11 protein-coding genes are annotated in these 13,647 nt (G+C 68.9%); 9 read left to right on the top strand and 2 right to left on the bottom strand.

Features of this window, described 5'->3' with window-relative positions; translation table 11 throughout:
* The first annotated feature begins 16 nt into the window (after positions 1-16).
* From HNP48_RS33000 to HNP48_RS32980, 5 genes are all read left to right on the top strand, one after another.
* A complete protein-coding gene (locus tag HNP48_RS33000; protein ID WP_260420476.1) occupies positions 17-880 on the top strand; it encodes a type IV pili methyl-accepting chemotaxis transducer N-terminal domain-containing protein in 864 nt (287 codons plus the stop codon).
* Positions 881-1,642: 762 nt separating this feature from the next.
* Complete coding sequence (locus HNP48_RS32995) at positions 1,643-4,489, top strand: nitrate reductase (protein ID WP_184865445.1); 2,847 nt, start codon at positions 1,643-1,645, stop codon at positions 4,487-4,489.
* Between the two features lie 61 nt (positions 4,490-4,550).
* Complete coding sequence (gene ybiB, locus HNP48_RS32990; RefSeq protein WP_184865443.1) at positions 4,551-5,486, top strand: DNA-binding protein YbiB; 936 nt, start codon at positions 4,551-4,553, stop codon at positions 5,484-5,486.
* Positions 5,483-6,313: a uroporphyrinogen-III C-methyltransferase gene (gene cobA / locus HNP48_RS32985; protein ID WP_184865441.1), complete on the top strand. Its 831-nt coding sequence runs from the start codon at positions 5,483-5,485 to the stop codon at positions 6,311-6,313. The genes ybiB and cobA overlap by 4 nt, the downstream gene beginning before the upstream one ends.
* A gap of 178 nt (positions 6,314-6,491) precedes the next feature.
* Complete coding sequence (locus tag HNP48_RS32980) at positions 6,492-7,187, top strand: type IV pili methyl-accepting chemotaxis transducer N-terminal domain-containing protein (RefSeq protein WP_184865439.1); 696 nt, start codon at positions 6,492-6,494, stop codon at positions 7,185-7,187.
* On the opposite strand, the gene HNP48_RS32975 is transcribed toward HNP48_RS32980, so the two are convergent.
* Positions 7,188-7,556, bottom strand: a complete 369-nt coding sequence (locus tag HNP48_RS32975; protein ID WP_184865437.1) for a nuclear transport factor 2 family protein — start codon at positions 7,554-7,556, stop codon at positions 7,188-7,190.
* Between the two features lie 94 nt (positions 7,557-7,650).
* Entirely contained in the window at positions 7,651-8,154 is a 504-nt protein-coding gene (locus tag HNP48_RS32970; RefSeq protein WP_184865435.1) for an acyl-CoA thioesterase, read from the bottom strand.
* A gap of 119 nt (positions 8,155-8,273) precedes the next feature.
* On the opposite strand from HNP48_RS32970, the gene HNP48_RS32965 reads away from it, so the two are divergent.
* The 4 genes from HNP48_RS32965 to HNP48_RS32950 all read left to right on the top strand — a co-directional run bounded on the left by HNP48_RS32965 (position 8,274) and on the right by HNP48_RS32950 (position 13,643).
* Positions 8,274-9,407 (top strand): sterol desaturase family protein, encoded by a 1,134-nt coding sequence (locus tag HNP48_RS32965; protein ID WP_184865433.1) that lies wholly within the window; start codon positions 8,274-8,276, stop codon positions 9,405-9,407.
* A gap of 207 nt (positions 9,408-9,614) precedes the next feature.
* On the top strand, positions 9,615-11,798 hold the full coding sequence (locus HNP48_RS32960) for a TonB-dependent siderophore receptor (RefSeq protein WP_184865431.1): 2,184 nt from the start codon (positions 9,615-9,617) through the stop codon (positions 11,796-11,798).
* Between the two features lie 319 nt (positions 11,799-12,117).
* Positions 12,118-12,630 (top strand): sigma-70 family RNA polymerase sigma factor, encoded by a 513-nt coding sequence (locus tag HNP48_RS32955; RefSeq protein ID WP_184865429.1) that lies wholly within the window; start codon positions 12,118-12,120, stop codon positions 12,628-12,630.
* Positions 12,627-13,643: a FecR domain-containing protein gene (locus tag HNP48_RS32950; protein WP_184865427.1), complete on the top strand. Its 1,017-nt coding sequence runs from the start codon at positions 12,627-12,629 to the stop codon at positions 13,641-13,643. The genes HNP48_RS32955 and HNP48_RS32950 overlap by 4 nt, the downstream gene beginning before the upstream one ends.
* Positions 13,644-13,647: the final 4 nt, after the last annotated feature.

Here is a 13,647-nt window from a genome sequence, read left to right as displayed (position 1 = left end):
AACCAAGGAGGGCCCCATGAACAAGCAGCACAACACCCCGATGGCCACGGCCTTGCCGGCCCTGCAACGCCGGACCCTGCTGGTGACCGCAACCGCCGCCACCGTGGCCGGTGCCCTGGGCCTGGTGGCCGCGCGCCAGGCCCATGCCCAGGTGGCCAACCTCAACGATGCCATCAACAAGGCCGGGCGCCAGCGCATGCTGAGCCAGCGCATGGGCAAGGCCTGGCTGGCCCTGGCGCACAAGGTGCAGGAGCCCGCCGCGCGCCAGGTGCTGGAGCAGTCCGTGGCCCTGTTCGAGCGCCAGCTCGCCGAGCTCAAGGCCTATGCCCCCAACCCGACGATCCGCGACACCTACGGCCAGCTCGATGCCGCCTGGTCCGCGCACAAGGCCACGCTGCTCACCGGCACACCCGCCCTGGCCGGCGCCACCGCGATGCTGCAGGCCGACGCCAAGGTGCTGGCCCTGGCCCACCAGGGCACGGTGCAGTACGAGTCGGCCTCGGGCAAGCCCGTGGGTCACCTGGTCAACGTGGCCGGCCGCCAGCGCATGCTGAGCCAGCGCATGGCCAAGTTTTACCTGGCCGCGCAGTTGCCGGTGGACGCGGCGGTTGCCGCGGCGGAGATTGCCAAGGCGCGCACCGAATTCATTGCGGCGACCGAGGTGCTGCGCAAGGCGCCCGAGGCCAATGACCGGATCCGGCAGGAATTGCTGCTGGCGGATGGGCAGTGGGTGTTCTTCGATGCGGCGCTGCAGCGGATGCAGGCCGGCGGGGTGGCGGGCAGCACGGCGCGGCAGGTGTCGGAGGTGTTTGTGGCGAGTGAGAATTTGTTGTCGAGCATGGATCGGGTGACTGGTCTCTATGCTGCTCTGGCAGGTTGAGGTCGTTGTGCTTGGTTGCTTCAGTTACTTTGCTGAGGGCGGGGGCCGGGATGTGCGCCCGGCGGCGCACCTTCTTTCTTTTGCGTCGCCAAAAGAAAGAAGGCAAAGAAAAGGCGACCCCGCTGCCCGTGTCCCTTCGCTTCGCTACGGGCAGCCTGCGATGCTCGGTCCTGGGGTGCACCGCGGAACTCGCTGCGTTCCCCCTGCGGGTGAACTCCGCTCAAACATCCGCGGTGAGTCAGACAACGCTGCGCGTGTCCTTCGGCACGCGCTCACCCCAGGCCCTGCGCTTCTCGGCACGGTCAGAAGGGGTGGGGAGCGGGCTCCACACGTCTGCTGCTTCGCAGCTGCGCCGGGTGTCGGTCACGCGCTGCGCGCTGCCGACGGGCCGATGCGCAGCGAGGCCAACGGGGCCGAGCAAAGCGATGGCCCGTGTGGGGCCCCCAATCCCTTCTGGACGTGCCGAGAAGCGCAGAAGCTGGGGTGGCGCGTGTGCCGCAGGACACACGCGCTTCGTCATCTGACTCGCCGAAGCTGTTTGACCGGAGCTCCCTCGAAGAGGGAGCGCAGGGAGTTCTTCGGTGCACCCCTGCTTCGAGCATCGCAGGTTGCCCCGGAGCGCAGCGCAGGGGACACGGACAGCAGGGTCGCCTTTTCTTTGCCCACTTTCTTTTGGCGAAGCAAAAGAAAGTAGGTGCGCCGCCGGGCGCACACCCCGGCCTCCGCCCCCAAGAACCAGCACGCCGCAACCACGAAATGAAAATGACAGAAACCAAATCCACCTGCCCCTACTGCGGCGTAGGCTGCGGCGTGATCATCGAATCCCAAGGCCCGCAGATCACCGGCGTGCGCGGCGACCCCACCCACCCCGCCAACTTCGGCCGCCTGTGCACCAAGGGCTCCACCCTGCACCTCACGGCTGCGAGCCCCGTCACGCAGCAAACCCGCCTGCTCCACCCCCTGCACCGCAGCCAGCGCGGTGCCGCGGCCCAGCCCATCGCCTGGGACGCCGCGCTGGGCATGGCAGCCCAGCGGTTCGCTGGCACCATTGCACAGCACGGCCCCGATGCGGTCGGCTTCTATGTGAGCGGCCAGTTGCTCACCGAGGACTACTACATCTTCAACAAGCTGGCCAAGGGCCTGATCGGCACCAACAACATCGACACCAACTCGCGCCTGTGCATGAGCAGCGCCGTGGCCGGCTACAAGGCCACGCTGGGGGCCGACGCGCCGCCCGCCTGCTACGACGACGTGAAGCACGCGCAGTGCCTGTTCTTCGTGGGCAGCAATGCGGCCTGGGCGCACCCCATCCTGTTCCGCCGCATCGAAGACGCGCGCGCCGCCAACCCGGGCATGAAGGTCATCGTCGCCGACCCGCGCCGCACCGACACCGCGGGCATGGCCGACCTGTTCCTGCCCATCGAGCCGGGCAGCGACGTGATGCTGTTCAACGGCATGCTGCACCTCATGCTGCGCGAGGGCTGGGTCGATGCCGACTACATCGGCGCCCACACCACCGGCTTCGAGGCCCTCAAGGCCTTGGTGGCCGACTGCACGCCCGAGCGCGTGAGCGCGGTGTGCGGCATCCCCGCGGCCGATCTGGCCACGGCGGCGCAGTGGTTTGCCACCTCCAAAGCCACGCTCAGCCTGTACTGCCAGGGCCTGAACCAGAGTTCGAGCGGCACGGCCAAGAACGCCGCGCTGATCAACCTGCACCTGGCCACAGCGCAGATCGGCAAGCCGGGCGCAGGCCCGTTCTCGCTGACCGGCCAGCCCAATGCCATGGGCGGGCGCGAGGTGGGCGGCCTGGCCAACCTGCTGAGCGCGCACCGCGACCTCGCCAACCCCGCGCACCGCGCCGAGGTGGCCGCCCTGTGGGGCGTGGCCGATGTGCCGGCCCGCCCCGGCAAGACGGCGGTGGAGATGTTCCAGGCCGCGGCCGATGGCGAGATCCGCGCGCTGTGGATCGCCTGCACCAACCCCGCGCAAAGCATGCCCGACCAGGCCACCGTGCGCCGCGCGCTGGAGCGTGCCGAGTTCGTGGTCGTACAGGAGGCCTTTGCCACCACCGCCACCGCGCAGTACGCCGACCTGCTGCTGCCCGCCACCACCTGGGGCGAGAAGGTCGGCACCGTGACCAACAGCGAGCGCCGCATCTCGCGTGTGCGCAGCGCCGTGCCCGCCCCCGGGCAGACGCGCCACGACTGGGCCATTGCGGTGCAGTTCGCGCACCAACTGGAGGCGCACCTGCGCCCCGGCGCCCCCAGCCTGTTCCCCTACAGCACCGAGGACGCCGATGCCGGCGCCGAGGCCGTGTGGAACGAGCACCGCGAGAGCACACGCGACCGCGACCTGGACATCACCGGCCTGTCGTGGACCCTGCTCGAAGCCAATGGCCCGCAGCAATGGCCGCTGCCCGAGGGCGCAAGCACCGGCAAGGTCCGCCTGTACGAAGACGGCATCTACCCCACGGCCGACGGCCGTGCGCGCTTTGCGGCGCACGCCTGGCAGCCCGTGGCCGAGCCGCGCGAGTCGCGCTACCCCTTTGCCCTGACCACCGGCCGCCTGCGCGACCAGTGGCATGGCATGAGCCGCACCGGCACACTGGGGCGGCTGTTCGGCCATGTGGCCGAGCCCTCGGTGCAGATGCACCCGGACGACATGGCGCAGCGCCAGCTGCAGGGCGGCGACCTGGTGCATGTCACCAGCAAGCGCGGCTCCATCGTCGTGCCGGTGCAGGCCGACACCACCATCGGGCGCTCGCAGGCCTTCATGGCCATGCACTGGGGCAGCGAATACCTCTCGGGCCAGTCGTCCACGGGGGGGCGCCTGTCGGGCGTGAATGCACTGACCACCTCGGCCTACTGCCCCACGTCCAAGCAGCCCGAGCTCAAGCACGCGGCCGTGAAGATCCTCAAGGCCGAGATGCCCTGGACGCTGCTGGCCCTGGCCTGGCTGCCGGCCGACAGCGCCCTGGCGGCGCGCACGGCCCTGGCGGAGCTGATGGAGGCCTTTCCCTTTGCGAGCTGCGTGCCCTTCAGCAACAACACACCGCTGTCGGAACCGGGCCGCGAGCGCACCGGCGTGCTGCTGCGCGCAGCCGCACACGAGGCACCGCCCGATGCCCTGATCGAGCGCATCGAGACCCTGCTGGGCCTGGCCGGCAGCGACACGCTGCGCTATGCCGACAGGAAGCGCGGCCAGCGCCGTGCGGCACGCCTGGCAAAGCGCGGCGATGGCGCCACGACGCTCGAAGCCATCGTGCTGGCGGGCGACACCAGCGCCCAGGGCTGGATCAAGACCCTGCTGCAGGAAGAACTGCCCGCGCAGACCTACGGCCGCCTGCTGCTCGTGCCCAGTGCCAAGGCGCCGGTCGCGGTGCAGTCGCGTGGCAAGACCGTGTGCACCTGCTTCAACGTCACCGACGCGGCCATCACCGGCAGGCTGGCGCAGTGCCACGGCACCGACGACGAGCGCCTGGCCCAGTTGCAGGGTGCGCTGCGCTGCGGCACCAACTGCGGCTCCTGCCTGCCCGAGCTCAAGCGCATGGTGCGCGCCACCGGCCCCCTGGCGCCCAAGGCAGCGACCATTGCCATCGCCACCATATAACCAAAAGTTCGCTGGCTTGCGAGAAAATACCCAACCCCACTCCAAAGAGCCACCAGCCACCATGGGCATCAGCCAGTACATCAAGGAAATCGGCCGCGGCCCGCGCGGTGCCAAGCCCCTCACGCGCGAGCAGGCCATGGACCTGTTCGGCCAGGTGCTGGACGGCACAGTGACCGACCTGGAGATCGGCGCCTTCTGCCTGGCCATGCGCATCAAGGGCGAGACGACCGCGGAGATGTGCGGCTTCCTCGACGCCACGCAGGCCCGCATGGCCCTGCTGCCCGCGAGCGACCGCCCGCTGGTGGTGCTGCCCAGCTACAACGGTGCACGCAAGCTGCCCGTGCTCACCCCGCTGCTGGCCTTGCTGCTGGCGCGCGCGGGCCAGCCTGTGCTGCTGCACGGCATGCGCACCGAGGCACGGCGCATCCTGGCCTCCGACGTGCTGGAGGCCCTGGACATCCCCGCGCTCACGGCCCCGCGCAAGGTGGCCGCGGGCGAAGTGGCCCATATCCACACCGAACGGCTGCACCCGGGCCTGGCCCGCCTGCTGGCCGTGCGCCAGACCGTGGGCCTGCGCAATGCCGGGCACAGCGCCGTCAAGCTCATGAACCCCTGCGCCGGCAGCGCGGTGGTGGTCACCAGCTACACCCACCCCGAATACCTGGAGATGCTGCACGGCAGCTTCGCCGCCCTGGGCATGAACGCCCTGCTCTCGCGCGGGCTGGAGGGCGAGGTCGCGGCCGACCCGCGCCGCACGCCCCGTTACGACGCCTTCATCGGCGGCGTGCACCATGTGCTGCAGGAGCAGGAAGCCGGCACCGCGAGCGAGGTGCCCGGCCTGCCCGCCGAGATCGATGTGGCCACCACGGCCGACTACACCCGGCGCGTGCTCGCCGGGCAATTGCCCGTGCCGCCGGCCCTTGTGCGGCAGGTGGAACATATCTTGCACATCACTGCTCAAACAGCGACCGCCGGAATGCCGGAGACACAGCCATGACCCGCCCCACGACCCCCTTCGAGACCTCGCCCCAGAACCAGCGCCCGCACCTGGGCACCGGTGGCTCCTGCACCCTGGTGGGCGCGGGGCCCGGCGATCCGGAACTGCTCACCCTCAAGGCGCTCAAGGCCATCCAGGCGGCCACCGTGCTGCTGGTGGATGATCTGGTGAGCGATGCCATCGTGGCCTTCGCCTCGCCCACGGCGCGCATCGTGCACGTAGGCAAGCGCGGCGGCTGCAAGAGCACGCCGCAGGCCTTCATCGAGAAGCTCATGCTCATGGCCGTGAACGAGGGCGAGAACGTGGTGCGCCTCAAGGGCGGCGACCCCTTCATCTTCGGCCGTGGCGGCGAAGAGGTGGAACACCTGCGCGCCGCCGGCGTGCCGGTCACGGTGATCAACGGCATCACCGCGGGCCTGGCGGGCCTGACCTCGCTGGGTGCACCGCTCACGCACCGCGAGCATGCGCACGGCGTGGTCTTCGTCACCGGCCATGCCAAGCCCGGCGATGCCGGCACCGACTGGCGCCAGCTCGCCGCCACGGCGCGCGACGCCAAGCTCACGCTGGTGATCTACATGGGCGTGAGCGGTGCCGCCACCATCGAGCAGGAACTGCTCACCGGCCTGCCGGCGGCCACGCCCGTGGCCATCATCCAGCACGCCAGCCTGCCGCACCAGCGCCACGCCGTGACGACACTGGGCGAGCTGCACGCCACCATCGGCCGCGAAGGGCTGGCCAGCCCGTCCGTGATCGTGGTCGGCGATGTGGTCCAGGGCATTGCCGCAGCGGCCCTGCCGCAGCAGCCGGCGGGCCTGCGCGCCGCCTGATCGCGCCCGCTCCTCTGACCCGCTTCCAGCACACCTTGCGAGCCCTTCGCAAGGTGGGTGCGTGCCTGTCCGTGACGGCCTGCATGCGCCCCCTCCAAGGGCAATAAGCGGGCATGCACTGGCCCGGGTATTGCTAGTTGAACCACGACAACCGATGGCAACCACACAGGATCACACCATGGCAGCCTATCCCCTCTCCACCCGCAGCGGCCCCAGCAACCTGCCCGCGCCCACCTCCACCACGGCACCACGCGATGGCGACATGTCGCTGGTCAACCTGGCAGCGCGCCAGCGCATGCTGTCGCAGCGCATGGTGTTGCAGACCGTGCTGGCCACGCGGGGCAGCGACCTGCACCTGAAGGCCGCACGCAGCTCGCTCGCGCTGTTCAGCGACAGCCACGCGCGGCTGGTGGATACGCCGCGCCACCTCGATGCGGCCATGGGCGAGCGCATCCGCACGACCTACGAGGGCCCCGCTGGCGTGGGCCCCACCATCGATGCCTTCATGCAGCAGGTGGAACGCACTCTGGAACTGGCCGAGCGGCAAAGCCCGCGCGTGGAGGAAGCGCTGGCCCGCCTGGTGGAGATCACCGATGGTGCGCTCGATGCGCTGAACACCGCCACCACCGCCTTCGACCAGATCGGCAAGGCCAAGTCCGATACATTGATGAAGGAACTGGCGGGCATCGTGGCCTCGATCCAGACCGTGGCGCGCGAAGCCAAGGTGGTGAGCTTCAACGCCCAGGTGATGGCCGCGCGCGCCGGCCAGCACGGCCGCGAGTTCGCGGTGGTGGCCAACGTGCTCTCGGGCATCACCAACGAGATCGACGGCCTGTCGCTGCAGGCCGTGTCGCTGGCAGGCCGCAACCGCTGATCAGAGGTTGGTGAAGCCGCCTTCGGGGGCCGGGTGTGGGATCGACCAGCCGAAGTAGACCTCCACCTCGGTGATGCGCCCGCCGCGCGTGGTCACCACCTCGGTGTTGCGAAAGCGCCCGCCGCCCTGGCGCGTGCCCTCGTAGGTGACGAAAACGATGTGGCCCAGCTCCACCAGGTGGATGAACTGGAAGCCGCTGATGCCCTCGCTGTTGGGCCAGCAGCGTGCGAAGTAGGTGGCGCGGTCGATGCGGTTGTCGAGCGGGCTGGAGAAATGGAAGTCCTCGTCGATCAGCGCCTCCAGGGCCTCGCGGTCCTTGCGGACATAGGCCTCGTAGCTGGCGCGCACCAGGGCGGTGGCATCGGTCATGGCGGGCAGCCCTTCGCAAAAGCATAGTCCACGGTCAGTGGACTAGCCTACGCCCCTTTGCCTCCGGGGCTGTTAGCACATGTGTGCTGGCGGCTCAGGCAGCGAGGGGCGCAGGGACAGGGGCGTTTCGCGCCTGCTCGAAGCGCGCCGCCAGCTCCTTGCGCAGGGTCTTGCGCATCACGGCGGCATCCCAGCGGCGGCGCTCCTCGGCGGTCGAGGGGGCCAGCGTGGGCACCTGCTTGGGCTTGCGGTCCTCGTCCACGGCCACCATGGTGAAGAAGCAGCTGTTCACATGCCGCACGACCTGCGAGCGGATGTCCTCGGCCACCACCTTGATGCCGATCTCCATCGACGAGGAGCCGGTGTAGTTGACGCTGGCCAGGAAGGTCACGAGCTCACCCACGTGGATGGGCTGCAGGAACATCACCTGGTCCACGCTGAGCGTGACCACATAGCAGGCCGAGTAGCGGCTGGCGCAGGAGTAGGCCACCTGATCGAGCAGCTTCAGGATGGCGCCGCCATGGACGTTGCCGGAAAAGTTGGCCATGTCGGGCGACATGAGCACGGTCATGCTCAACTGGTGCGAGGGGATGTTCATGGACCCCGATTTTACGTGCGATGGCGGTTACACAAGGATGCACAAGGCCCCGCTACACTGCGCAGTACACAAGCCTGGGCAAGCAGACTCCACGATCCGGGCGCAGAGGGGAAGAACACATGCTCGAAATCGACAAGCTCAATGAATTCACCGAGAGCCATGGCGCGCTGCGCACCGGGCGCGGGCTGGTCTCGGGGGTCATTGCGCTCACGCTGGCCATTCTGTGCTTCCTGGGCGTGCTGGCCTTCCACTTCCCCGAGTACCTGACCACGCCCCAGCTGCGCAAAAGCTACGACGTGACCGTGATCCGCTACATCATGCTGGCGGCCATGGCGATCGCGGGCGGCATCTCACTGGTCAACATCCTTTTCAACCGCTCGCGCTGGCTGGCCACCTTTGCCTTCGCAACCGTGGCACTGGCCGCCATCCTGGGCGGGCACAAGGTGGAGGTGGACCCGAACTTCCCCGACAACACGCCCTACATCGGCCTCGATTGGTTCATCCTCGACCTCCTGGGCAGCTCGCTGATCTTCATCTTCATCGAGAAGCTGTTCGCATTGCGCAAGGACCAGCCCATCTTCCGCGAGGAGTGGCAGACCGACTTCCACCACTTCATCGTGAACCACATGGTGGTGGGCTTCGTGCTGCTGGCCACCAACCTGCTGGTGCACAAGTTCTTCGGCTGGGCCGCGAGCGACGGCGTGCGCGGCTGGGTGCAGGGCCTGAATTTCTGGGTGGCACTGTTCCTCATCATCCTGGTGGCCGACCTGGTGCAGTACTGGACGCACCGCGCCTACCACGAGGTGCCCGTGCTGTGGCGCCTGCATGCCGTGCACCACAGCGTGAAGAGCATGGACTGGATGGCCGGCTCGCGCCAGCACATCCTGGAGCTGTTGATCACCCGCACCCTGGTGCTGGCGCCCATCTACGTGCTGGGCTTCTCCAAGGAAGTGATCGACGCCTACATCGTCGTCGTGGGCTTCCAGGCCGTGTTCAACCATGCCAACGTGAGCGTGCGCCTGGGGCCGCTGCGCTACGTGCTGGTCACGCCCAACTTCCACCACTGGCACCACAGCCAGGACCAGGAGGCACTGGACAAGAACTACGCCGCGCACTTCGCCTTCCTCGACTACCTGTTCGGCACGGCCGTGAAGAGCACCAAGCTCTGGCCCGAGAAGTACGGCGTGCTGGGCGACTACGTGCCCAACGGCTTCATCAAGCAGTTCAAGTTTCCGTTCACCTGGAAGGGCTGAGCGCACCGCCGCCGGGTGCCTCCCGGGTTACAAATGAGGCGCAAAAGCAACGCGCGCCCCCTTCTCACAGGGGCGTGCAAGGGCCTTGGTTAAGAATGATTGTCATTTAAAAGTTACAATTGGGCCATCAACCAGCCACGCCGTGCTCCCTCCCGTTGTTGCAGCGCTGCCAGCCAGTTACCTGCTTTCAAACTCGAGGAGTGCTCCATGTCTGTTTCCCGCCGGCAGCCCGTCTGCCGCCTGCGCCCGCTGGCGCTGGCCACCATCGCCACCGTCCTGGGCGGCGCCGTCCAGGCCCAGGATGCCGCCCCCGCGGCCTCCACCGACCAGATCGTGGCGCCCAAGGCGCTGGACAGCGTCACCGTGTCGGGCTCGCGCGAAAGCGCCTCCACGCGCCTGCAGCTGACCCCGCGCGAAACGCCGCAGTCCACCACCACGGTGAACCGTGAGCAGATCGAGCGCCAGTCGCTGACCAGCATCGACGCCGTGCTGCGCAACGTGAACGGCGTGGCCGTGAGCTTCTACGACACGCAGCGCCCGCTGTACTACGCACGCGGTTTTCAGATCACCGACTTCCAGATCGATGGCCTGCCCTCGTACAGCAGCAGCACCAACCAGGAGTTCGATACCGCGCTGTACGAGCGCATCGAGATCGTGCGCGGCGCCAACGGCATCCTGACCGGCGTGGGCGTGCCCTCGGCCACCATCAACATGGTCCGCAAGCGCCCGCAGCGCGAGTTCGCGGCTTCGGTGGCGCTCACCGCCGGCTCGTGGAACCTGTACCGCGGCGAGCTCGACATCAACGCCCCGCTGAACAAGGACGGCAGCGTGCGCAGCCGCCTGGTGATCGCGCCGCAGAAGAAGGACAGCTTCCGCGACCGCTACTCCGAAGACAAGACCGCGCTGCTCGCCGCCATCGAGGCCGACCTGGGCCCGTCCACCGTGGCCACGCTGGGCTACCAGCGCCAGTCCAACGTGCCCAAGGCGCCGATCTGGGGCACGATCCCGCGCTTTGCCACCGATGGCTCGCCCATCGACCTGCCCACCTCGGTGAGCTTCTCGCCCCCCTGGACGCGCTGGGAGCGCACCTCGGGCACGCTGTATGCCACGCTGGAGCACCAGCTCAATGACGACTGGAGCGTGAAGGCGGCCCTGAACCACACCGAGGGCGACACCTTCAGCCTGCGCACCTACGGCTATGGCCGCACCACCTCGCTGGCCCCCTTCGTCAACCCCATCACCGGCGCCGGCACCACGCTGTACGCGGCCGTGGGCGGCGGCAGCGAAAAGCAGGACACGGTGGATGCCTACCTGTCGGGCAAGTTCGAGCTCGGCGGCCGCAAGCACGACCTGATGGTGGGCGTGAGCTCCACGCGCATCGCCACGCGCACCGACGGCTACAGCTCCGTGGCCAACTGGAGCTACGTGATCCCCAACATCTACACCTGGGACGGCAATGCGCCCGAGCCTGCGGTTTCCAAGACCGGCGCATGGCGCACCCAGATCACGCAGCAGACCGGCCTGTTCGCCTCGGCCCGCTGGCGCCTGACCGAGCCGCTGTCGCTGCTCACCGGCGTGCGCCTGACCGACTGGCACCGCCATACCGACACCTACGGCACCGCCGGCAGCTACGCCGGCAAGAGCCTGGTGCAGGACGAGAACCGCAAGGTCACGCCCTACATCGGCGCGGTGTACGACATCACGCCCACGCTGTCGGCCTACGCCAGCTACACGCGCATCTTCAACCCGCAGAACTACAAGGACCGCAACAACGTGCCGCTGTCGCCCGTCATCGGCAGCAATGCCGAAGCGGGCCTGAAGGCCGAGCTGCTGGACCGCCGCATCCAGGCGCACTTCGCGGTGTTCCAGACCAAGCAGGACAACTATGGCGTGCGCGACGGCGCCATCACCACGCCGCTGCCCGACGGCACCCTGCCCTACGTGGCGGTCAACGGCACCAAGTCCACCGGTTTCGAGCTGGAGTTCGCGGGCATGGCCACCAACCAGTGGCGCGTGAGCGCAGGCCTCACGCGCGCCAAGGTCACGCGCGCCCCCACCGACCTGATCTACGCCAACCTGCCCGAGTACCTGCTGCAGCTGGGCACCGACTACCAGTTCGCGGGCGCGCTGGCCCCGCTGTCGGTGGGCGGCAACCTGGTCTGGCAGAGCTCGGTCGAGGGCTTCAACATCCCGCACCCGAGCGGCACGGTGACGGTGAAGCAGTCGCCCACGGCCATCCTGGGCCTGCGCGCCTCGTGGAAGTTCACCCCCAAGCTCAGCGCCACCCTGGCCGTCAACAACGTGACGAACAAGAAGTACTGGGCCAACCTGGACTACGGCAACTACAGCGACCCCCGCAACGTCAGCCTGACGATGCGCGCTGCATTCTGAGCATCCCCCTGAGGCGCTGCGCGCCTCGGGGCGTCCGCCAGAGTCGGCCGCTCTTCGGGCACGTCCAAGCCTGCGCAGGCAGGCTTGGAGCCGCGGCCCTCAGCCCCTTCTCTCGAATGGCTGCGCCATTCGGGAAGGGGGACACCGCCAGCGCGGCGGGGCGGCCCTTGCGCGGCGGTTCTGGCTTTCAGGCAGCGCGCGCTCAACGGGCCGCGGGAAACTGGGCCAAGTGCAGCAAGATGCAACAGTCCAGACCGCCCACGGCGTCCATATTTGCAAAGGTCTTCATGCAATCCCGTTGGTTGATGGCTGCACTGCGATGAACACACCACCCGCGCATACCGCCGGCCGCTGGTACACCAGCCACCATGCGTGGCTGGTGGGCTGGCTGCAGCGCAAGATGGGCTGCCCGCACGGGGCGGCCGATCTGGCGCAGGACACCTTTGTGCGCGTGCTCGCCGCACGCGGGCTCGACCAGGTGGCCGAGCCGCGCGCCTTCCTGACCACGCTGGCCAAGCGGGTGCTGTTCAGCCACTGGCGCCGGCGCGAGCTGGAGCAGGCCTACCTGCAGGCGCTGGCCGAGCTGCCGCAGGCCACGCTGCCATCGGTGGAGGACATGGCGCTGCTGCACGAGGCGCTGCAGGCCATCGACCAGCGCCTCGCGGGCCTGCCCGCGAAGGTGAGGCAGGCTTTTCTGCTGCACCGCATTGACGGCCTCACGCATGTGCAGATCGCGGCGGAGATGGGCGTGTCCTTGGCCAGTGTGGAACGCTATGTGAAGCATGCCTACCTGCACTGCTGCCGGCTGGACGCGGACAGCGAGACGCCATGAGCGGCACCTCCCCCGGCCCTTCCGAAGACGCCATCACCGCAGCGGTGGACTGGCAGGTTCGCCTGACCTCTGGCAGCGCATCGGCGGGCGAGCGTGAGGCCTTTGCGCGCTGGCTCGCAGCCGATGCACACCACGCGGCCGCCTGGCAGCGTGTGCAGGGTGTGCTCGCCGGCCCCGTGGAACAGATCCAGCGCATCGGCCAGCGCCACCCGGGCCAGATGCCCGCCGTGCACCAGAGCCTGGCCACGGCGCCAGACCCGGTCTCGCGCCGGCGCAGAAGCCTGCTGGGCGGCTCCACCCTGCTGCTGGCCACCAGCGTGGGTGCGGGCTACCTCGTGCACCGCAGCCAGCCGCTCGGTGAGCTGCTGGCCGATGTGCACACCGGCACCGCCGAAACCCGCCACGCCGTGCTGCCCGATGGCAGCACGCTGGACCTGAACGCGCGCAGCGCGGCCGACCTGCACTTCGACCCGGCACGGCGCCTGGTGCGGCTGCGCGCCGGCGAGCTGCTGGTGCAGGTGGCCAGCGAAGCCGCAGCGGCCAGTGCGCTGCCCCGCCCCTTCGTCGTGCAGACCCGGCATGGCACGGCCCAGGCCCTGGGCACCCGCTACCTGGTGCGCCAGGAGGCCGAGCGCAGCCTGGTGGTGGCACTGCAGCACGGCGTGGCCCTGCAGACCGGCGATGGCGTGCAGCGCACCCTGCACGAGGGCCAGGCCGCATGGCTGGATGGCCAGCGCATCGAGGTGTCCAGCCAGCGCATGGCGCACCGCACCAGCTGGACCGAAGGCATCCTGGATGTGCGCGATGAACCCCTGGGCGATGTGGTCGCCGCGCTGGGCGCCTGGCGCCGAGGGCTGCTGCGCGTGAGCCCGGCGGCGGCGCGGCTGCGGGTCTTCGGCGTGTTCCGGCTGAACGACACCACACAGGCCCTGCAGGCCCTGGTGGACACCCAGCCCATCCACGTCACCAGCTATGGCCCCCTGCTGACCCTGATCGACGCCATCGGTGCCTGAAAAA

Source organism: Acidovorax soli (assembly GCF_014207955.1).
GTDB lineage: Bacteria > Pseudomonadota > Gammaproteobacteria > Burkholderiales > Burkholderiaceae_C > Acidovorax > Acidovorax soli_A.
Note: the sequence above shows the minus strand (reverse complement) of the source record. Positions and strands in the feature narration are given on the sequence as shown.